The 21321-nt window shown below is 61.4% G+C and carries 18 protein-coding genes and 3 pseudogenes; 8 read left to right on the top strand and 13 right to left on the bottom strand.

Annotation, left to right across the window (positions count from 1 at the left end; translation table 11 throughout):
* Positions 1 to 112 precede the first annotated feature (112 nt).
* A pseudogene (locus IPK59_01800) lies at positions 113 to 1596 on the top strand (deoxyribodipyrimidine photo-lyase).
* Between the two features lie 136 nt (positions 1597 to 1732).
* Positions 1733 to 2402 (top strand): annotated as a pseudogene (locus IPK59_01795) (OmpW family protein).
* A 60-nt stretch (positions 2403 to 2462) separates the two neighbouring features.
* Here IPK59_01795 and IPK59_01790 read toward each other — a convergent pair.
* From IPK59_01790 to IPK59_01775, 4 genes are all read right to left on the bottom strand, one after another.
* The gene (locus IPK59_01790; protein ID MBK8157568.1) at positions 2463 to 2855 is read right to left on the bottom strand and encodes a DUF934 domain-containing protein; all 393 of its coding nucleotides are present in this window, start codon (positions 2853 to 2855) and stop codon (positions 2463 to 2465) included.
* An 87-nt stretch (positions 2856 to 2942) separates the two neighbouring features.
* Entirely contained in the window at positions 2943 to 4625 is a 1683-nt protein-coding gene (locus IPK59_01785; GenBank protein ID MBK8157567.1) for a nitrite/sulfite reductase, read from the bottom strand.
* Between the two features lie 14 nt (positions 4626 to 4639).
* Entirely contained in the window at positions 4640 to 4963 is a 324-nt protein-coding gene (locus IPK59_01780; GenBank protein MBK8157566.1) for a DUF2849 domain-containing protein, read from the bottom strand.
* Positions 4964 to 5061: 98 nt separating this feature from the next.
* Positions 5062 to 5892 carry a bifunctional precorrin-2 dehydrogenase/sirohydrochlorin ferrochelatase gene (locus IPK59_01775; protein MBK8157565.1) on the bottom strand — a complete coding sequence of 277 codons (831 nt, stop codon included), beginning with the start codon at positions 5890 to 5892 and terminating at the stop codon, positions 5062 to 5064.
* Between the two features lie 208 nt (positions 5893 to 6100).
* Here IPK59_01775 and IPK59_01770 point away from each other — a divergent pair, with 208 nt between their 5' ends.
* Positions 6101 to 6586: a transcriptional repressor gene (locus IPK59_01770; protein ID MBK8157564.1), complete on the top strand. Its 486-nt coding sequence runs from the start codon at positions 6101 to 6103 to the stop codon at positions 6584 to 6586.
* A gap of 4 nt (positions 6587 to 6590) precedes the next feature.
* On the opposite strand, the gene IPK59_01765 is transcribed toward IPK59_01770, so the two are convergent.
* Together IPK59_01765 and IPK59_01760 are read right to left on the bottom strand one after the other, a co-directional pair.
* Positions 6591 to 7133, bottom strand: a complete 543-nt coding sequence (locus IPK59_01765; protein ID MBK8157563.1) for a metal-dependent phosphohydrolase — start codon at positions 7131 to 7133, stop codon at positions 6591 to 6593.
* Positions 7130 to 7996, bottom strand: a complete 867-nt coding sequence (locus IPK59_01760; protein MBK8157562.1) for a TauD/TfdA family dioxygenase — start codon at positions 7994 to 7996, stop codon at positions 7130 to 7132. The genes IPK59_01765 and IPK59_01760 overlap by 4 nt, the downstream gene beginning before the upstream one ends.
* A 38-nt stretch (positions 7997 to 8034) precedes the next feature.
* Here IPK59_01760 and IPK59_01755 point away from each other — a divergent pair, with 38 nt between their 5' ends.
* Positions 8035 to 8238, top strand: coding sequence for a hypothetical protein (locus IPK59_01755; protein MBK8157561.1), 204 nt, complete (start codon positions 8035 to 8037; stop codon positions 8236 to 8238).
* 149 nt (positions 8239 to 8387) lie between these two features.
* Positions 8388 to 9314 (top strand): LysR family transcriptional regulator, encoded by a 927-nt coding sequence (locus IPK59_01750; protein MBK8157560.1) that lies wholly within the window; start codon positions 8388 to 8390, stop codon positions 9312 to 9314.
* Here the strand turns inward: IPK59_01750 and phnY are convergent.
* From phnY to IPK59_01735, 3 genes and pseudogenes are all read right to left on the bottom strand, one after another.
* A pseudogene (phnY, locus tag IPK59_01745) lies at positions 9280 to 10706 on the bottom strand (phosphonoacetaldehyde dehydrogenase). The gene IPK59_01750 and the pseudogene phnY overlap by 35 nt on opposite strands.
* 11 nt (positions 10707 to 10717) lie before the next feature.
* Positions 10718 to 11968, bottom strand: coding sequence for a phosphonoacetate hydrolase (gene phnA / locus IPK59_01740; protein MBK8157559.1), 1251 nt, complete (start codon positions 11966 to 11968; stop codon positions 10718 to 10720).
* Positions 11969 to 11979: 11 nt separating this feature from the next.
* On the bottom strand, positions 11980 to 13110 hold the full coding sequence (locus tag IPK59_01735; GenBank protein ID MBK8157558.1) for a 2-aminoethylphosphonate--pyruvate transaminase: 1131 nt from the start codon (positions 13108 to 13110) through the stop codon (positions 11980 to 11982).
* A gap of 109 nt (positions 13111 to 13219) precedes the next feature.
* Here IPK59_01735 and IPK59_01730 point away from each other — a divergent pair, with 109 nt between their 5' ends.
* The 3 genes from IPK59_01730 to IPK59_01720 all read left to right on the top strand — a co-directional run bounded on the left by IPK59_01730 (position 13220) and on the right by IPK59_01720 (position 17000).
* Positions 13220 to 14113, top strand: a complete 894-nt coding sequence (locus IPK59_01730; protein ID MBK8157557.1) for a LysR family transcriptional regulator — start codon at positions 13220 to 13222, stop codon at positions 14111 to 14113.
* The gene (locus tag IPK59_01725; GenBank protein ID MBK8157556.1) at positions 14091 to 14576 is read left to right on the top strand and encodes a hypothetical protein; all 486 of its coding nucleotides are present in this window, start codon (positions 14091 to 14093) and stop codon (positions 14574 to 14576) included. Before IPK59_01730 ends, IPK59_01725 begins: the two co-directional genes overlap by 23 nt.
* 99 nt (positions 14577 to 14675) lie before the next feature.
* A complete protein-coding gene (locus IPK59_01720) occupies positions 14676 to 17000 on the top strand; it encodes an aminotransferase class III-fold pyridoxal phosphate-dependent enzyme (protein ID MBK8157555.1) in 2325 nt (774 codons plus the stop codon).
* A 9-nt stretch (positions 17001 to 17009) separates the two neighbouring features.
* Here the strand turns inward: IPK59_01720 and IPK59_01715 are convergent, their stop codons facing one another.
* The 4 genes from IPK59_01715 to secG form a co-directional block, all read right to left on the bottom strand.
* The gene (locus IPK59_01715) at positions 17010 to 18179 is read right to left on the bottom strand and encodes an acyl-CoA/acyl-ACP dehydrogenase (GenBank protein ID MBK8157554.1); all 1170 of its coding nucleotides are present in this window, start codon (positions 18177 to 18179) and stop codon (positions 17010 to 17012) included.
* Positions 18180 to 18254: 75 nt separating this feature from the next.
* The gene (gene kdsA / locus IPK59_01710) at positions 18255 to 19100 is read right to left on the bottom strand and encodes a 3-deoxy-8-phosphooctulonate synthase (GenBank protein ID MBK8157553.1); all 846 of its coding nucleotides are present in this window, start codon (positions 19098 to 19100) and stop codon (positions 18255 to 18257) included.
* A 42-nt stretch (positions 19101 to 19142) separates the two neighbouring features.
* A complete protein-coding gene (locus IPK59_01705) occupies positions 19143 to 20771 on the bottom strand; it encodes a CTP synthase (GenBank protein ID MBK8157552.1) in 1629 nt (542 codons plus the stop codon).
* A gap of 80 nt (positions 20772 to 20851) precedes the next feature.
* A complete protein-coding gene (gene secG / locus IPK59_01700; protein ID MBK8157551.1) occupies positions 20852 to 21259 on the bottom strand; it encodes a preprotein translocase subunit SecG in 408 nt (135 codons plus the stop codon).
* Between the last annotated feature and the right edge of the window lie 62 nt (positions 21260 to 21321).

Here is a 21321-nt window from a genome sequence, read left to right as displayed (position 1 = left end):
CTGGATCGGATCGGCAAAAGCCTAGTTGGATCGAAGGTGGGCGTCTACCTGCAAGACTGATCCGCCCGAGGAAATACGGCGTATACTGACGTTCTCTCAGTCAGGCAGCAACATGCGCCCTTCGACCCTCAGACCTCTCACTCCTACCCTGCTTTGGCTGCGCCGGGACCTGCGCCTGCGGGATAACCCGGCCATGGCAGAGGCCGCGGCCACTGGTGCGGCTGTCATTCCCGTCTTCATAGATGACGAGCCCAAGCTCGGCGGCGCGGCGCGCTGGTGGCGCGGACGCAGCCTCGCGGCCCTGGGGACGGACCTGGCCTCGATCGGGTCCAAACTGACGCTGCGGCATGGCGACGCGCTTGATCAGCTCATGTCCCTGATCGACGAGACCGGCACCACGGAAATCCACTTCAATCGACGCTATGAACCGGCCGAGCTCGCCGACGATGCGCGGATCATCACAGAATTGCGCGGCCGAGGGATCCAGGTTCACGAACATGGCGGGAATCGGCTTCACCAACCATGGTCGCTCAAGACGCTGAAGGGCGATCCCTTCCGTGTGTTCACCCCATTCTGTCGGCGTCTCGCGGAAAGCTATCGGGCACCGCCTCGTCACGCCCAACCAAAGCGCCTGCCCGCACCGGACCACTGGCCGAGGTCGGACCTATTGCTGATCTACAGGTCAGAGCGCCATGGTCAGCTGGCATGGCCACGCAATGGCAGCCAGGTGAAGCCGGTGCGTTGGCGCTGATGGACCGGGTCAAGGCGAAGCTGCCAGACTATGCCACCAATCGAGATCGGCCCGACCGCATCGGCACGTCGCGCCTTAGCCCGCATCTGGCCTGGGGCGAAATCAGTGTGCACGAGATCTGGCGACATCTCTCAGAGGATAGTGAGCCCGCCCAGAACGGTTTCCTGCGAGAACTGGGCTGGCGCGATTTCAATACACATCTGCTCTACCACTTTCCAAAACTGCCGACGCGGAACTGGAATGCGCAGTTTGATCGCTTTCCATTCGAGCCATCTGCGGCCAAGCTCAGAGCTTGGCAACGAGGCCAGACAGGCTATCCCATCGTCGACGCGGGCATGCGCGAACTCTGGCAGACCGGATGGATGCACAATCGGGTGCGCATGATCGTGGCATCGTTCCTGATCAAGGATCTGCTAATCGATTGGCGCGAGGGACAGGCCTGGTTCTGGGATACGCTGGTCGATGCCGACCTTGCCCAGAACGCCGGCAATTGGCAGTGGGTTGCTGGCTCCGGCGCGGATGCCTCACCCTATTTCCGGGTCTTCAACCCGACAACCCAGAGCCTTAAATTCGACCCCGACGGCACTTATATCCGCAAGTGGGCGCCGGAATTGGCCGGATTGCCGACCAAATTTATCCATGACCCAGCCAGCGCCCCACCGGAGGTTCTCATGGATGCCGGATTGACCCTCGGGAGAGAATATCCGCGGCCGATCGTCGATCACGCCGCGGCCCGTCTGCGCGCCCTGGCGATCTACAAATCCATTACCAGGAGCGCCGAAGTGCCTGAATCCGACGACGGTCCGCCTACCAAACACCGCAAGCAGCGCGAATTTTTTTCGTGATCCCCGCACGGCTGCGCCATCCTGTCACGCGTCATTCTGCCAGACTGACAAAGTGCGGGATGAAACCCCAGATTTGTTAAGGGTATCGACCGCGCCGGACGGGCGTAGGTCAACCTTCGTATCGACAAATTCGGGGATGAATTTCATGACAAGACTTGCTGGGCCGGGCGTCATTGCGGCCGCTCTCCTACTGATGACGAATGTCGCCTTTGCCCAAGAGACAGACACCGAACTGTCGGGCAAGACCGCCGGTGATTTCCTGATTCGGGTGCGCGCCCTTGGCGTCATTCCCGCCGACAATGCCGACATCGATCCGATCGGCGGCGATACCGATCTCTCGAACACGGCGACCCCCGAAATAGATATCAGCTACTTCATCACTGACAACATCGCGCTCGAACTCATTGCCGCCACCACGCATCATGACGTTTGGGCCAAAGACACCGACCTCGGCGACGTCAATCTGGGTGATGTCTGGCTGCTGCCGCCCACGCTGCTACTGCAGTACCACTTCCTCAGCAAGGGCACCGTCAGCCCCTATGTCGGCGCCGGCATCAACTACTCGATCTTCTACGGTGTCGACGAGCCGAACCACGGCATCATCGAGGACGTCGACTACGAAAATGGGATTGGCTGGGCACTCCAGGCCGGCGTCGATGTCCGCATCGCCGACAATTGGTATGTCAACGCCGACGTCAAGCGCCTGTTCCTCAATACCGATTGCCAGCATCAACCATGGCGCCATCAAGGCCGACGTTGATGTCGATCCGTGGATCTTCGGCATGGGTCTCGGCTATAAATTCTAAGATCGACAAAAGAAAAGCCCGTCATCCTTCGATGGCGGGCTTTCTCTCGGACAAAGCAGACTATGCCGCGGCGGACGCCGTCGGCTTGTTTAGGCCATGGCGCAGGCGCAGCGCCGTCTCGCGGTGGTCATTGGTCGGCTGATAAAAAACGGAGAACTCCCTCAGCGCCTCGGCATAGCCTTCGACGCGCTTCTCCGCCGGTGGTTCGATCGTGTCGATGCCGACGCGCAGCATGAACAGATACTGATCGCGCAGCACCTGGCCCACGGCGCGGATCTCGCCGCGATAGCCGAGACGGTCGCGCAACACGCGCGCATATGAAAAAGCGCGCCCGTCAGTGAACTTTGGGAACTCCAGCGCTACCAGTGAAACCCGATCGAGATCGTCGGCCAGCAGCAGCGGCGACTGGTCGCTTTTCAGCGACACGCCGATGGCGCTGTTGCGCTGACGCAAGGAATCGCGCTCAGCCTGCCAGCGCTCGAACGGACGATGACCTTGGCACCATCCGGCAAGCTAACGTCATCCGCCAGCCGCACCCACTCATTCGGCTGCGGGACGCCGTTCTTTAGAACCACCATAGACCTTCTCCTTGAAGGGTTCGATGCCGATGCGACGATAGGTGTCGATGAAACGCTCAGCCGGCCCGGTACGCTGGTCGAGATAAGTGTCGATCACTGTCTCGATTGCGTCCGTGATCTGGTCGTACGAGAAAGCCGGACCCAGGATCTTGCCAATCGAGATATCCTCGGCGGATGAACCGCCCAGGGTGACTTGGTAGAATTCCTCGCCCTTCTTGTCGACGCCCAGGATACCGATATGGCCGACATGATGATGGCCGCAGGCATTGATGCAGCCGGAGATATTGAGGCGCAGTTCGCCGATATCGCTCAAGCGCTTCGGGTCGCTGAAACGACGAGACAGTCGTTGAGCCACCGGAATAGACCGGGCATTGGCGAGGTTGCAATAGTCGAGCCCCGGGCAAGCGATGATGTCGCTCACGAAGCCGATATTGGGTTCAGCAAGGCCCGCCGCCTTCAGCTTGGTCCACAGGTCGAACAGGTCCTGCTTGCGGACATTCGGCAGCACGATATTCTGGCGGTGCGTAACACGAATCTCGCCGAAGCTGTAGGCATCGGAAAGATCGGCCATCACATCCATCTGGTCAGCCGTCGCATCACCCGGTGCGGCACCCACCGGCTTCAGAGAGATCGACACGGCGATATAGCCATCGATCTTGTGGACATCCGTGTTCGCGCGCACCCAGCGGCCGAAATCCGGATCGGCACTCTTCTTCGCCTCGAATTCGGGGATATAGGCCGGCAGCTTCTCATAGGCCGGTGGGGCGAAATAGCTGCGAATGCGCGCCACTTCCGCTTCCGGCAGTTTGAGAACCGTGTCCTTGATGCGCAGCCATTCTTCTTCAACCTGGCGGCCGAACTCCTCGGCCCCCAGTGACTGCACCAGGATCTTGATACGCGCCTTGTAGATGTTGTCGCGGCGGCCATGCATGTTGTAGACGCGCAAGGTCGCATCGAGATAGGAAAGCAGGTCTTCCTTCGCGACGAAAGCCTTCACCAGCGGGCCGATGATCGGTGTCCGCCCCTGCCCGCCGCCGGTATAGAAGGCAAAGCCCATTTCGCCGGCATCGTTGCGCACGATCTTGAGGCCAATATCATGGGTGCGCATCGCGGCGCGGTCGGTCTCGGTGCCGATCACGGCGATTTTGAACTTGCGCGGCAGATAGCTGAATTCAGGATGCAGCGTCGACCATTGGCGGATGATCTCGCCCCAGACCCTCGGGTCATCGACCTCGTCCGGCGTGACACCGGCCAGGTGATCGGCCGTCACGTTTCGGATGCAATTGCCGCTGGTCTGGATGGCATGCATCTCGACCTCGGCCAGATGCGCCAGCAGATCAGGAACGTCGTCAAGGCGCGGCCAGTTGTACTGGATGTTCTGCCGCGTCGTGAAATGGCCATAACCCTTGTCATAGCGGCGCGCGATGAAGGCGAGCTTGCGCATCTGCGTCGACGACAATTCGCCATAGGGAATGGCAACGCGCAGCATGTAGGCGTGGAGCTGCAGATAGAGGCCGTTCTTCAGGCCCAGCGGGCGGAATTCTTCCTCAGTCAGCTCGCCAGCCAGACGCCGCGCGACTTGGCCGCGGAACTGCTCGGTCCGCTCGCGAACGAAAGTGGCGTCGAATTGGTCGTAGCGATACATCGCCGTTACTCTCTTTAATCCGCGATCCGGGCCGTCCATGACCCGTGATCGATGTCGAAGGTCGCATTGTGAGCGGCGCGGATGCGTTCCCGCGCACTGGTCGGCTTCGGCCCGTCGCTGTCCACTTCGACCTCGATGAGGTAGGGACCGACGACGACGCGCTGCTTCACGAATTCCTGCACCTCGGCCAGAGCGGCATCGGCTGCCGGCTGATCGGCATAGACGGTGCCTTCGGCGAATGAATCCGACCAACCCTTGCCGGCGACCCAGTAGATGGACTCGCCGCCGAGCAGCCACTGCGCCGTCACCATCTGATTGAGTGGACGATCATTGGACATCACATCACCTCGCGTTCGCGGCCATCGCCGGAACAACATTGTTTGCCATTACTTTCAGGCGGACGACGCGGGCGCCATTGGTCAGTGCGGCAGCCAGTTCATTCTCGCCCGCACCATCCCAAACCTGGCGGCGCGCATCGCGGCGCGCCATATCGATGATGGCGGGCGCGATCCCGGCATCGAACAGAACCAGATCCGCCTGCTGCAATGCGCGGAGATCGCCCAGGAGTCAAGAGATCGGCATTCATGGCGTCGATCGTGAGCTCGGAGAGCACACCCGTCTTCGGTGCCAACACGCCCTTGCCGTTGATGGCGCGGATCACTTCGCGCGCCGCCTGGCGTTCCTGCCCTGCCAGCAGGGCCGCGGCAATGGGACCGTCGAAGAAGCCGGCCCAGAAACGGCGACGGCTGTCATGATCGGCAATGCGCGCATGGACGGCACCGCGGAAGCGCCGCGCAAAATGCACGAGGCGCTCGATGCCATGGGGAATGGCGGCCTCGACCGCGGCGCGGATACGTTGCGCCAGCACCGGCGATCCGCCGTTGGTGGAGATGGCGACGACGATCTCATCGCGGTCGACAATGGCCGGCATGATGAGGTCGGAGAGTTCCGGACGATCGACGACATTGACCAGGACGTCGGCATCCCGCGCCGCCAACGAGACGCGCGTGTCCAGCACGTCGTCCTCGATTGCGCTGAAGACCAGATTATGGCCCGCAAGGTCGCTGTCGGCAAAGGAACGGGCGATCCAGGTCACGCGCCCCTCGGCCACGAAGCCGGCGATCTCATCACTGACCACCGGCGCCACGATCGTCACCGCGGCCTGGGCCGACAACAGCAGACGCAGTTTCGCAGCCGCCATCTCGCCGCCGCCGACCAAAAGGACGGGCCGCTTTTCGAGCCGTACAAAGAGCGGAAACGCACGCATCCTGGGCCTATTCACACAAGAGAAGTGGGGTATATCCAGCCTATTACTGGATTGTTAAATGCTGATATATACCGCTCGCCGGGCGCGTCAACGCAATTCTACACTGTGAAATTATTATTCACACTAGGGTGAGATAATTTAACACCACGACCTCCCGGCAGGGAGCCGTTATAATGCGCCGTGACTCGTTCGAACGGACCCTGAGATCATGGATAAAACTGCCAGCCGCGCCACAGCACCCCACGACCATTCCCATTGCCAGAGCGAAGCCCTGTCCCGTGCTGAAACTCTGTGCGATGAGCGCGGCGCACGGCTGACGCCGCTCCGGCGCAAGGTGCTGGAGCTGATCTGGAACAGCCACCAGCCGATCGGCGCCTATGCGATCCTCGACCATCTGCGCGAAGGCGACCGCGGGGCGGCCCCGCCGACCGTCTATCGTGCCTTGGATTTCCTGATGGAACAGGGGCTCATCCACAAACTGGAAAGCCTCAACGCGTTCATCGGCTGCGATCACCCGGAAAACCGGCACGTCAGCCAATTCCTGATCTGCACCAAATGCCACGGGGCGGTGGAGATCCAAGATGCCGGGATCTCCTCAGCCGTGAAAAAGAGCGCCGGCGCCGCCGGTTTCACGGTCAGCCGGCTCACGATCGAGCTGCAGGGTCTGTGTCCCAATTGCGGCAAGGCCGCATGAGACGCTAGCGGTTGCGGCAATCTTCGATATAGGTCTCGAAATGGCCGAGGTCGGGCACCTGCCAACCGGCGATCTTGCCCTCATCGTCCCAGCGGCGAAGCTGGATGCCGTCTCGGAAATAGGGCTCCTTCTCGAAGGCAGCCACTTCCCGATCCGACATCAAACCGCCCTGCAGCTTCAATGACAGCAGGGAGGCGTCCGAGAGCAGGTCGTAATAGCCTTTCTCCTTGGTCGCGAGATAGCGCTTCGCCGGCACATGCAGGCGGACCGGTTCGGATACTTCCGGACCAAAATGCTGCGACAGCCAGGCGGAGCCCAGGCTTTCATGCTGGGTGTCGATGCCCTGGTCGGCAATGTCGTCCGGCAGATCATGCAGCAGATGGCCGATGTCGTGCAGCAAGGTGGCGACGATCATCGCCGGTGTCGCACCATCGCGTTCGGCACAGAACGCACATTGCAAGGCATGGTCGAGCTGGTTGACCCCTTCCCCATAACTGTCCTGCCCCCGCTTGTCGAAGGCCGCGCGAACGGCGCGCATCGTGTTCATGCCGCAACTCCCTTTTCTTGATTGAGACGCCGGCGCAGCACTCGCGCCCGGCTGTCCATCCCATCCCTGTCGACATAGCATCCCTGGAGATGACGACGCCCGCGTGACGGATCGAAGGCGGTCCGGCCGTGAAGGGCCCGGTCATTCTGCATCACCACGCAATCGCCCGGCGCCAGGCGGAAGACCAGTTCACCGTCCGGCCGATGCAGGATGTCGGCCAGCTTGCGATAGGCCGCGAACCAGGGCTCGACCATCTCGGCCGGCGCATCCAACCAATCCAGCGAGCGGTTGTTGAAATGCACGCCGACGATATCGCCATCCTCGTCGACCGAAATCAGGGTCTGGCGGGCATTGAGTTCGGCATTCTCGGCGCGGAAGCGGAAATTGACCGGCATCCGGGTCAGGAGATCGAACGCAGCCGGGTCTTCCCGGCGCAGGATGGTGGCGGCGTTAAAACCATCGACCAGCAAGGTGTCGCCGCCGGGCGCATCGGATTCCAGACAATGCAGCAGCTGAACGCCCGGCGTCGGATCGCGATAAGGATTGTCGGAATGGACACCGAGGCCGATCGGCGTGAAGGCGAGGTTGTTCGGATTGGGCAGCGAGATCACGTCGAACAGGGCGCCGTAGTTGGTGACGCGCACGAAGCCCAGATGATTGCCGATCGCCAGCACGGTCTCCGGCACGGCCGGAGAATGGCGAATGAGGCCGAAGCCATGGGCGTGATAGGCGTCGAGGAAGGCTAACTCCGCGAGAGGATCGGAAACCATCTGTCGCCAATCGCCGATCGGCTTGGCATTGCCGATGCTCTTGTTCCACAAGGTCGGCTTCTTCTTGCGCGCCTTGCGGGCCGAGGCCGACAAATCGTGTTCGATGAGCCAGCTTTCCGAGAGTTGGTGACGTGGCCATCCGGCGCCCAGGTGATCCTGACGCTGCCATCGCTCTCGCCCATGGCGCTCTCGATTTTGAGAGTGGCCGGCAGGTCGGTGATCTCATAGAGCCGCTGCCCATTGCCGGGATGGCGGCAGGCGGCACAACGGCAATTGTCGCGCAGCCAGATTGCCGGAAATTCGGTGGCGCCTCGGCCCGGCCATTCGATCCGTAGCGCGGTCGCCTGATGGCTGATTTTTGCGTTCATCTCCGTCCCTTTGCATGCCCAATTTGGCATGATGATGATCCAGATTGCAGCCTGCGACAAATGAGCCTAACTTGGCTCATCGTTAAGTCCCACTTAAAGATCAATCCGGCCCGATCATGCGCCCTGCCCCGCCCCCTTTTCCCTGGCTGCGCGCCTTCGAGGCGACGGCGCGCCATCTCAGCATGACGCGGGCGGCGGCCGAGCTCAATATCAGCGCCTCCGCCGTGAGCCAGCAGATCGCCTCGCTCGAGGCCTATCTCGGCCGCGCCTTGTTCAAGCGTGCCAACCGGCGCCTGACGCTCACCGCCAACGGTGCGTTGATGGCGCCCAAACTTACCAATGCGCTGACCTTGCTGCATGAGGCGATCGACGATTCCCTGCCGTCGCGGCGCGGCCAGACGCTGAACGTGAAGGTGACAACCTCCTTCGGCAGCCAATGGCTGATGAACCGGCTGGATGACTTCCGCAAGCATCATCCGGCGCTCACGGTGCAGGTTTCGGCCACGGCAGAACCGATCGAGAGCGCGCGTTCGACGGCCGAGATCGAAATCCGCTATGGCAATGGCGACTGGCCCGAGCTCGACGCAACCCTGCTGGTCGAGGAACGGATCTTTCCGGTCTGTCACCCGGATCTCCTCCGGCGCAAACCGAGCCTCAGGAAGCCCAAGGACCTCGCACGTCACGACCTCATCGACGTGCCGGGCTACCCCAAAGGCTGGTCCGACTGGCTGACTGCCGCCGGCATCGCCTTTGACTGGATGCAGCATCGCATCGCGGTCGATCAATCGGTGATGGCCATTCAACTGGCGCTGGAAGGCCGCGGCGTCGCCCTCGGCCGCTCGCCGCTCATTGAGCGCGAGCTGGCAGATGGCAGACTGGTCGCCCCCTTCCCGCAGCAACTCGCGACCGGGGCCGGTTATTGGGTGGTGCATCGCAAGCGCAGCGCCGAGGCGCGCAAGGTGCTGGCCTTCAAGACCTGGCTCCTGGCGGAATCCAAGGTGTCAAAAATTACCAAGGCAAAGAGTAGGTCTTCACGTTCGTGAAGCACTTCATCGCCTCGATGACGCCTTCCTTGTAGCCGAGGCCCGAATCCTTGATACCGCCGAAGGGCGACATTTCGATCCGGTAGCCAGGCACTTCCCGCACATTGACCGTGCCGACTTCGAGCTCCTTCACGAAGCGCGTCACATAATCCAGCCGATTGGTGCAGACACCCGACGACAGGCCATAGGCGGTCGAATTCGAAACACGGATCGCCTCGTCGATGTTCTTCACGCGAATGACCGGCGACACGGGACCGAAGGTCTCGATGCGCACCAGGTCGCAATCGAACGGCACATGGTCGACGACCGTCGGCGAATACAAGGCACCCTTGCGGATGTTGCCATAGAGCAGCTTGGCGCCATGCGCCACCGCATCATTGACCTTCTCCTCGCAATACTTGGCCGACGCTTCGTCGATCACCGTGCCCATATCCACATCAGGATCCGTCGGGTCGCCGTACTTGATCTTTTTGGTCTTCTCGAGCAGCAATTCGACAAAGCGGTCGGCGACGCTCTCTACCACGATCATGCGTTTGACGGCCGTGCAGCGCTGGCCGGAGTTCTTGTAGGAGCCGGCCACCGCCAAGGTCGACGCTTCGTCGAGATCGGCGTCTTCCATCACAATGAGCGGATCATTGCCGCCCAGTTCCAGTACCGCGCGGCGATAGCCCATATTCTTGGAGATGTACTTGCCCACCGAAACACCGCCGGTGAAGGTGATGAGATCGACATTGGGATCGATCAACAGCGCATCGGCGATCTCGCGCGGATCACCCGTCACGACCTGGAACATTTCCTTGGGCAGGCCGGCATCATAAAGCACATCCGCCAGGACCAGGGCCGTGAGCGGCGTCTTTTCCGAGGGCTTCAGCACCATACGGTTGTTTGTGGCGATCGACGGCGCAACCTTGTGCGCCACCTGGTTGAGCGGATGGTTGAACGGCGTGATCGCCGAGATGGCGCCCAGCAGCGGATCGCGCTGCGTGAAGATGCGCCGCTTCTTGCCATGGGGCGTGATATCGCAGGAGAAGATCTCGCCATCATCCTTCAGCACCAGACTGGAGGCGAGATGGAACACGTCATAGGCGCGGCCCACTTCGTAGATCGTGTCCTTCATGCAGAGGCCGGATCCGCCGTGATCAGCTCGGCAATCTCCTGCCGGCGGTTGACCAGGATGTCCGCCGTCTTACGCAGGATCTGGCTGCGGTCGGCGCGGCTAAGCGTGGCTTTGTAGTTCTTCGCCGCCTTGAAGGCCGCCGCGATGTCATCGAGGCTCGCCTTCGGGCAGGTGCCGATCACTTCATTGGTATAGGGATTGAAGACTTCGAAGTGACGGTCGCCGGCGGTCGACTGGCCCACCATCCGCATCTTCTCTTTGCGCAGGATACCCATGATACGTTTCCTCAGATGGCTTTCTTCTGCGGCTGTGCCGCTTGGATGGCATAGTTGCAGGCAAGATCGAAGGCGCTGAAATTGCGCAGGCGATAGCCGGCCGGCAGCGCCTTGAGCTTGCGATTGACGATGACCGGGACCTGCTGCTCAGTCAGGCCACCATGGGAGCGCAGCGGCACGGTGAGGCCCGAAAGGTCATGCCTGGCAACGGCCGTGCCCAGCGCATGATTGCGACTGGAAACGGCGATGACGTCGCCCACCCGGTCTTCCGGCAGCTCGAAACGGCGGCAGCCCTCAGCGCGGTCAACCACCAGTTCCATGCCGGGCAGCTCGGCGAGGCGCGCGATGATCGCCTGGTGATCGACGTTGTCCGGCAGATAGATCGTGGCGAACGACCCCAGCGCGCCGTGATGCACGACATAAGGATCGGTGATCGGCAGGATGACGCGGGCGACACCGGCACCCAGCCATTCATCGAGCGTGTCCTGCAGATAGATCACCTGCGGCTTGCCGTCGGCGCCGTGCTTGTCGTTCATGCCATGGTCTGCGGTGAAGACGATGGTGGCGCCCATGGCCTCGATCTGGCCGAGATAGCTATCCATCATGCGGTAGAAATCATTGGCAACCGGCGTACCCGGCGCATGCTTGTGCTGGATGTAGTCGGTGGTCGACAGATACATGATGTCCGGCTGCTCGCTCTGCATCAGCTTGACGCCGGCGGCGAAGACAAACTCCGAAAGATCGGCGCTATAGACCGAGGGCAGCGGCAGGCCGACGAAGCCCAGCGCGTTGTCGATGCCATGATCGGCCTTGGTGGTTTCATTGGCTTTTTCGGCCGAGAAGCAGATGCCTTTCAGGCCTTTGCCCAGCAGCAGGCGCAATTTGTCCTTGGCGGTCACGACCGCGACCTTGGCACCCTCTTTGGCAAAGGCCGCCAGGATGGTGTCGGCGCGCAGGAATTTGGGATCGTTCATCATCACCTCTTTCCCGCTCTCACGATCGAAGAGGTAGTTGCCGCAGATGCCGTGGACCGAGGGCGGTGCGCCCGTGACGATGGAGAGATTGTTCGGGTTGGTAAAGCTCGGCACGACACAATCGCCGATGAGGTTACTGCCCATGGCGATGGCACCCTTCAGCCAGGGCATGACACCGGCCTTCAGCGCCTCATGCAGATAGTCCGGCTCGCAGCCATCGACGCAGACGACGACGATCGGTTCCTGCGGCCAGGCATAATTCTTACCGTTGACGGTGATGGATTTCATGTGGTCGGTCCTTATTCCGCCGCTTTGCGGGCAGGTGCGCCGCTGGCGACATTCATCTCGGCGAGAACGGCGGTCACCGCTGCCAGAAAGGCTTTCATCTCAGTTTCACCAATGCGGCCGATGCAGCCGATGCGGAAGGAGTCTGCCACGGTGAGTTTGCCGGGATAAATCACGAAATTCCGGTCACGCAGCCTATCGTAGCAGGTCTGGAACACGAAATTCTTGTCGGCCGGCATATGGAAGGTGACGATGATCGGCGCCTGCAGATGATCCGGCAGCAGGGTCTCGAAACCCATCCGGCGCATACCCTCGACCAGGATTCGGCAATTGTTCCGGTAGCGACCGCCGCGGCCGGCGACGCCACCTTCTGCTTCATGCTCGGCCAGGGCCTGGTCGAATGCCACGATGCAATGGATGGGCGGCGTAAAGCGGTACTGCTTGGTCTTCTCGATATTCTGCCATTGATCGAACAAATCGAGGGTCAGCGCATGGGCATTGCCCTGGGTCTGCTCAAGGGCCGAGATCCGGCTAAAGACAAAGCCCAAGCCCGGCACACCTTCGATGCATTTGTTGGAGGAGGCAGCCAACGCATCATACTGAACCTTGCGGCTGTCGAGCTCCAGGGCACCGAAGGCGCTCATCGCATCGACCAGCAGGCGCTTGCCGGCATCGGCCACGATCTGCGCCACCTCAGCCACCGGATTGAGGACGCCCGACGTGGTTTCGCACTGCACGATGGCGACGTGGGTGATGTTGGGATCGCGCGCCAAAGCGAGTTTCACCAGATTGGGATCGACCGGCATGTCCTCGGCCCATTCCAGGGTCGCATAGGCCCGCTTGGTCACGGTGCAGATCTTCTCCATACGCTTGCCATAGGCGCCATTGATCAGGATCAGCAGCTTGTCCTTGGGGCCGATGAAGGTACCGATCATGGCTTCGACAGCGAAGGTGCCGCTGCCCTGCATCGGCACGGTCGTGAACACACCCTCGCCACCGATAAGCGCCACCAGTCGCTGGCGCATATGGTCGTTGATGGCGATGAAGCCGGCATCGCGTGAGCCCCAATCGTGCAGCATCGACTGCTTGACGGTCATGGAGGTGGTAAGCGGGCCGGGGGTCAGCAGCCAGGGGTCTTGAGCCATGTCGCGATATCCTCAGAATCGATGATCAAATCATACGCGGATTTGTATTGCAGCAAGATGGCTTGGGCCCTAGCATAAGTCCAATCGCTATATGCAATCCGATCCATAGATGACGTCAATAAGTCACTCAGCCCTCCGGGCCTTTCATGCGGTTGCGACAGAAGGCAGCTTTACCAAAGCCGCCAGGACCCTCAATGTCACTCAGCCAACCCTCTCCGGGCAGGTCAAAGGCCTGGAGGAACAGTTCGGTGTCCGCCTCTTCGACCGCCGTAAGCGCAAGATCGAACTGACCGATATCGGCCGGAATCTCCTCGATATCACCTGGCGGATGTTCGGCCTGGAGGCCGAAGCCGAGCAAGTCCTGACCGCCGCCAAGGGTCTGAAGCGCGGCCATCTCCGGATCGGCGCCGACGCCCCCTATCACTCGATCCCCTTCCTCGCCGCCTTCAACCGGCGCTATCCGAATGTGCGGCTTTCCATGTCGATCGGCAATTCGGCCGGTCTCAAGGCCGATCTCATCGACCAGCGCTTCGATGTGGTCATCGCGGCGGATATCGGCGGCGATCCGAAGCTGTTCTCCTTCTCTTTCCAGGAAGACTATCTGATCGCCTTCGTCGACCGCGCCCATCCCTGGTCCAGGAAGCGCAAGATCCGCCTGGATGAACTGGCCGGCCACCGCCTGGTCCTGCGCGAGCCAGCCTCAACCACCCGGCGGGCCTTTGACGCCGCCATCGCCAAGGCCGGCATCCAGACCGGCGAGATACTGGAAATCGGCAGCCGCGAGGCCATCCGCGAGGGTGTCGCCGCCGGGCTCGGCATTGGCATCGTCGCCCGTTCCGAATTCGGCGATGATCTGCGCCTGAAGGCCCTCGAATTCGAGGGCCCTCGGATTAAATCGACAGAGTTTGTGGCCTGCCTTGCAGACCGGCGCGGCACGCCGCTGGTCAGAGCCTTTTTGGAAGTCGCCAAGGAGACAGCCGGTGACAGCCGCAGCGCGCTTTAGCAGTCTGTGCCTTGCCCTGCTCCTGGCGACCATCTTGCCGGCAACAGCGCAGCAAGCCGCGCAGTGGGAACGCAGCAAGGCAAAGAGCGTCGTCTACGCCAACCTGGTGACAAAGAATGATGAGCTGTTCGGCTTCTTCTGCCGGGCTGTTAACAACAGGTTTGTAGGCGGCATCGTCGTGCAGATGCCCAGCTTCCGTACGCTCATCCATGACGAGCAGAGCTATTCGCTTAACATCGTCATCGATGGCGCCCGCGACAGCGTGACCCTGAAGGCGAAAAACGTCGATCTGTGGTTCGAGGCGAGTGATCTCAACCAGCAACTCCTGCTGGGTCGCATCCTCGATGCCGTGAAGGCCAGCCACCGCCTCGAGCTTGCCATTTCTTCCATCAACTGGCGGGCAAGCTACGATTTCACAGACGCCGACAAAGCTCTCGATGGCCTGATGAAGGACTGTCTCTGAGCCATGCGGTTCGATCCCACCCCCTCCACCGTTGCTGAGCATTGACGTTCCCTGTGGCTGACTCCTAGGCTGCGGTGCAACTCGTGGAGTAAAGATGTCATGAAGTTCCTGCGCGCCAACGCACCGCGCCTGCCCCTCGACCAGATTGCCACATTCGCAGCCGAAAATTACGACCTCACTGGCGAACTGACCCCGCTCTACAGCGAGCGCGATCAGAATGTCCGCCTGCGCGACAAGAACGGTGACGCCTGGGTCCTGAAGACGGCGAGCGCGGAGGAAGATCCCGGCATCATCGAATGCCAGATACTGACGATGCAGCATATCGCACGAGTCGACCCCGACCTGCCCGTGCCCCGTATCCGCCTGACGGTGGATGGCGCAACGACACGGCACATCGTGGCTGCTAATGGCACGCGCCACATCTTCTACGTCCTATCCTATCTCGATGGTGAGATTGCCGAACGTATCCACCTCGATCAGGCCCTTTACGGCAAAATCGGCAATGTCGTCGCCCGCTTGGGACTCGCCATGCGCGGTGTCTTTCACCTGGCTGCCGGAAACCGTGAATTGCTGTGGGACGTCCGTATGCTGGACCGGCTTCTGTCGCATGCCGACCTGCTGGGGGATGGCTGGCAGCGGGCGTTGATTGTCAAGATTGGCAGACATTTCATTGACGAGGTCCGGCCAAAATTGGCGTCATTGCGCGCGCAGCTCATTCACGGTGACGTCCACGAGCACAATCTGATCCTCGGCCCGACCGGCGAGATCGCCGGCATCATCGATTTTGGGGACATGTTTCATGGCCCCTTGGCGATCGATATTGCTGACGCTATTGGCGATTTTCTGACCGACGCCTCAAGGATCGAGTCGACGATCGGTGCCATGATCGCCGGATATCACCAGGTAACGCCGCTGGAGGCCGGTGAAGCCGATCTTATGTTCGATCTGATCTCCGCGCGCATGCTGCTCACCCCGCTCATTAATGCCTATCGTGCGGCACAGACGCCGGATGAACCGAACTACATGGCAGCCTATGGCGACGCACCATTGCGCGTCCTGCAGGCTTTGCAAGCACTGGGTCAGGAAAAGGTCACCAATATTGTCCGCAGCGCATGCAACCTGCCGCCGCTCGCAGCAACAACACCATCGATCGACGCCCTCATTGGCCGGCGCAAGGCGACCATGGGATCTCGTCTCTATGTCTTCTACGATCCACCTCTGCACATGGTCCGCGGCGAAGGCGTCTGGCTCACCGATGCCAGCGGCCGACGCTATCTCGATTGCTACAACAATGTGCCCCATGTCGGCCATTGCCATCCTCGCGTGGTCGAGGCGCTGACGCGACAGATCCGGATACTCAATACGAACACGCGTTATCTTGGCGAGCAGGTGCTCTCATACAGCGAGCGCCTGGGTGCCACGCTGCCAGGCACGCTCAAAGTCTGCGCCTTCGTAAACTCCGGCTCCGAAGCCAATGACATCGCCTGGCGTATGGCCAAGGCATATACGGGCAACACCGGCGGCCTCACCATGGAGTATGCCTATCACGGCATTACCGATGCCGTGGACGCCTTCTCGCCGTCCGGCAGCCTTACCGGCGCAATCGCCCCGCACATGCGGACCCTAATTGCGCCGGATGGCTATCGCGGCGCTCACCGCTATGGGACACCTGACCTTGGGCCACGTTATGCCGCGCAGGCAGACGAGGCGATCGCCTCGCTGGCCGCGGCCGGCATGAAGCCCGCTGCCTTCATGATCGATTCCGCCTTCATGACCAATGGCGTGCTGGAGCCGCAGCAAGACTATCTGAAAGAGGTGTTCGCAAAGGTGCGCGCCGCCGGCGGCTTGTGCATCGGCGATGAAGTTCAGTCAGGATTCGGCCGCATGGGCAGCTTCATGTGGGGCCACACCCATCATGGCGTGGTGCCGGACATCGTCACCATCGGCAAGCCGGCGGGTAACGGACACCCCTTGGGCGTCGTCATCACCACGCCCGACATCATGGAATGCTTCCTGAAGCAGACAGCATTCTTCTCGACCTTCGGCGGCAACAACGTTTCCTGCGCCGCGGGTCTTGCCGTGCTGGACGTCATCCATGACGAGGGTTTGATCGCCAATTCAAGCACCACCGGCGCCTATCTGAAACAGGGCATCAAGAACCTGATGGCCAGGCACGATCTCATCGGCGATGTGCGCGGCACCGGCCTGGCGCTGGGTGTCGAACTCGTCACCGACCGCAAGACCCTGGCACCCGCCAAGGACCAGACGGCGCGGCTCCTCAACCTCTTGCGCGATGAAGGCGTCCTCATCGGCAGCGAAGGCGTGCTCGGCAACATCCTCAAGATCCGGCCACCGATCGTGTTCCAGCGCGAGCATGCCGATCTGGCGATCTCCGCGTTGGACCGTGCGTTGGCGAAGGTCTGACCGGCCGGTCTATGCCGGCCAGCCGGTGTAGATCCCGAGGCCTCGCTTCTTGATCTGGCCGGCGATGATGACGCGTTGGATTTCCGAGGTACCTTCCCAGATGCGGTCAACACGGACGTCGCGATAGAGGCGCTCGACTGGATTCTCGCGCATATAGCCGCGCCCGCCCAGTATCTGCAGCGCCTTGTCGACCACCCGCCCCGCCATTTCGGAATTGTAGAGCTTCAGAGCCGAGGCCTTGGCATGCATCAATTTGGGGTCCATCCCCTCATTGAGTTCGGCGCCGACGCGGTAGAGGAATGATTTTGCCGCCATGATCTCCACCGCCATGTCGGCCAGCATGAACTCGATCGCCTGGAAGTCGCGGATCGGCTTGCCGAACTGGATTCGGCCCGCCGCGTAATCGTTGGCGATCTCGGTAGCGCGAATGGCGGCACCCAGGCAATGCGCCGCGATCTCAACGCGGGTCTCGGTGAACCATTCCTTGGTGAGATCGAAGCCTTGGCCGACGTCGCCGAGACGCCGATTGTCGTCGACCTCGACATTATCGAACACCATCTCGTAATGCTCATAGAGGTAGGAGTGCATGAATTGCGGGATGCGTTTGACGATGACACCCGGCTGGTCCATGTCGACGATGAACAGGGTCGGCTTGGCAGGATCGCCATCGACATGGGCATGCACGATGACCACGGTCGAGGCATCGGCCGAGGTCACGAACCATTTCTCGCCGTTGATGACCCATTTGCCGCCCCGCCGCACGGCGCTGGTCTTCACCAGGGACGGGTCCGACCCGGCGCCCTCCTCGGTGATGGCGAAGCAGGAACGGCCCTTGCCGGCATTGAAGGGGAGCAGGAATGTCTCGCGCTGCCAGGCAGTCCCGCGGCGCAAGGGCGTCGACGCCTTCCACACCACCGTCCACATGCCACAGGTTGCCTTGCCGATCTCCTCGGCCACCAGAATCTGCTGCATGGGGCTATAGCCCTGCCCGCCGTCTTCCTTGCTGTGGATGTAGCCGTTGAGCTTGTGAGCGATCACCTGCTGGCGGATGCCGGCCAGCGTCTCCTGGCCCAACTTCCGCTCGTCGCAGGCGATCTCATGGGGAAAGAGGTGCTTTTCGGCAAAGGCCCGTGCCCTGCCCTGCACTTCAACTTCCGCGGCGCTCAGCTTGAAATCCATGACTACACCCCCCTGATCTTCTGTTCAAAAGATCATAGAGGGCAGATTTAGACGCGGCAACGGCCTGTATGCAGCTTAGCGGATGTCGAGCGGCGGCAAACTCTTGATGAGATCGTCCAGCGCCTTCATCTGTTCCAGGAATGCGGGCAGCTTCGCTAGCGGCAGCGCACAGGGACCGTCGCACTTGGCGTTGTCGGGATCCGGATGCGCCTCGATGAAGAGGCCGGCGATACCCACCGCGAGGCCCGCGCGCGCCAGTTCGGCCACTTGGCCGCGGCGCCCGCCGGATGCCCCGGCCATGGGATCGCGCATCTGCAAGGCATGGGTCGCGTCGAAGATGATCGGCAGATTGTTGCTGACCGCCTTCATGGTGCGGAAGCCCAGCATATCGACCACGAGATTGTCATAGCCGAAGCTGCTGCCCCGTTCGCACAGCAGGATCTTCTCATTGCCGCATTCCCGGATCTTCTCGACGATGTTCTTCATCTGCGGTGGGCTCAGGAATTGCGGCTTCTTGACGTTGATGACAGCACCCGTGCGCGCCATGGCCTCGACCAGATCGGTTTGGCGCGCGAGGAAAGCCGGGATCTGTATGATGTCGCAAATCCGTGCAACCGGCGCTGCCTGCTCTTCCGTGTGCACGTCAGTCAGCACCGGCACGCCGAAATGCTGCTTAATGTCGCTGAGCAGCTTGAGTCCCTCTTCGAGGCCGGGACCCCGGAAGGAATGAATCGAGGATCGGTTGGCCTTGTCGTAGGAGGCTTTGAAAATATACGGCATGCCGAGACGCCGGGTTGCCTCGCAGAACGCTTCAGCGACGCGGAAGGCCGTATCCCGGTCCTCCAGCACATTCATGCCGCCGATCATCACCATCGGCTTTTCATTGGCGATATCGATTTTTCCGACGCGGATCGTGGTCATCTTGGCGACAGCCCCTAAGGCGGGCCCCAGTTCAGCAATCAATCACACGAGACGCGATTGGTGCACTGCGGCTTCAATGAACGAGACGAACAACGGATGCGGTTCAAACAGGCGCGATTTCAGTTCCGGATGGAACTGCACGCCGACGAACCAGGGATGGCCCGGGATCTCGACGATCTCCGGCAAAACGCCATCGGGCGACATGCCGGAGAATTTGAGGCCGACCTTCTCCAGCCGCTCCTTGTAGTGATAGTTCACTTCGTAGCGATGGCGATGGCGTTCGCGGATCAGGATCCGGTCGCCATAGATATGCGACACTAGCGAATCCTTAGCCAGATGGCATTCATAGGCGCCAAGGCGCATGGTGCCGCCAAGATCGCTATCCTTGGCGCGCTTTTCCAGCACATTGCCGCGCACCCATTCGGTCATCAGGCCGACCACCGGCTCATCGCAGGGACCGAACTCGGTGTAGCCGGCCTTTGGAACACCGGCGAGGTTCCGCGCTGCTTCAATGACGGCCATCTGCATGCCGAAGCAGATGCCGAAATAGGGCACCTTGCGTTCGCGGGCGAAGCGCACCGCCTGTATCTTGCCTTCCGACCCGCGCTCGCCAAAGCCGCCGGGAACGAGAATGCCGTGAACGCCTTCGAGATGCCGGACCGCGTCTTCGCGTTCAAACACTTCGCTGTCGATCCACTTCAGATTGACCCTGGCATTATTGCTGATGCCGCCATGGCGCAGCGCTTCCGCAAGCGACTTGTAGGCGTCGAGCAGCGAGATGTACTTGCCGACAATGGCGATGGTGACCTCGCCTTCCGGCTGGCGGATGCGGCTGACCAGGGCATCCCAGCGCGAAAGATCGGGGGCCGGCGCCGTCAAACCGAAATGGCGCAACACTTCGTCGTCATAGCCTTCGGCATGATAGGCGCCCGGCACGGCATAGATGGTATCGACGTCAAGCGCCTGGATCACCGCCGACGGGCGCACATTGCAGAATTGGGCGATCTTGCGACGGCTTTCCGCCGGCACTTCGCGGTCACAGCGGCACAGCAGGATATCGGGCTGGATACCGACCGATTGTAGTTCCTTGACCGAATGCTGCGTCGGCTTGGTCTTGAGTTCGCCAGCGGCCGGAATCCACGGCACCAGGGTCAGATGGACGAACATCGCCTGGTCGCGGCCGACCTCATTGGCGAACTGGCGAATGGCTTCCAGGAACGGCAGGCTCTCGATATCGCCGACCGTGCCGCCGATCTCGCACAGGATGAAATCCTCGTCGGTGATGTCGGCCTTGATCCAATCCTTGATCGCATCGGTCACATGCGGAATGACCTGGATGGTGGCGCCGAGATAGTCGCCGCGCCGTTCCTTGGCGATCACGTCCGAATAGATGCGGCCCGTCGTGACGCTGTCTGAGCGGCGGCTGGAGATGCCGGTAAAGCGCTCGTAATGACCGAGGTCGAGGTCGGTCTCGGCCCCGTCATCGGTCACATAGACTTCGCCATGCTGATACGGGCTCATCGTGCCCGGATCGACGTTGATATAGGGGTCGAGCTTGCGCAGGCGGACCTTGAATCCGCGCGCTTGCAGCAAAGCACCGAGTGCTGCTGACGAAAGACCCTTGCCGAGAGAGGAGACCACGCCGCCGGTGATAAAAATGAATCGCGTCATGGGAGGTCCTTATGGAACGAGTCGGGGCCTTCCGGCAAGCGATCTATCGCTGCCGGTGCAAGACCCTGAATTGGCATGGTTTATTGGCCGGACGGCGCGGCCGGTTCGACCGGCGCCGCGGGCTGGACGGGGGTCGTCGCCTCGACATTGCCCGAATCACCTGCCGGCACAGCACCAGCAGGCGCATCGCCCGCGGGTGCGGCCGGCGATGTCGCGGCCGCCGGCGTACTGCCGACGATCGGCTGGCTGGCACCCCGATGGCTGTCCGAGAAGGCGAGGAACAGGCTGGTGCAGAAGAAGCCCACGGCAAGCCAACGCGTGGCCTTCGTCAGCAGGTTCGCCTGGGCGCGACCGGACAAAAAGCCCGCCATGCCGCCGGAGGCACCACCGCCAAGGCCACCCATCCCGCCCTCATTCTTCTGAGTCAGGATGATGCCGATAAGGAAGACCGTAATGATGACGTGAATCGCCAGGACGATCGGGAACAGGGCTCCCAGCATGGACATGCTCGCAAGTTCTTGAAATGTCGTAATTCGGCGCGGGTTCTAGC

The sequence above is a fragment of the Rhodospirillaceae bacterium genome, from assembly GCA_016712715.1.
Classification (GTDB): Bacteria; Pseudomonadota; Alphaproteobacteria; order Dongiales; family Dongiaceae; genus Dongia.
The sequence above is the reverse complement of the archived record's forward strand: the minus strand, read 5'-3'. Positions and strand labels throughout refer to the sequence as shown.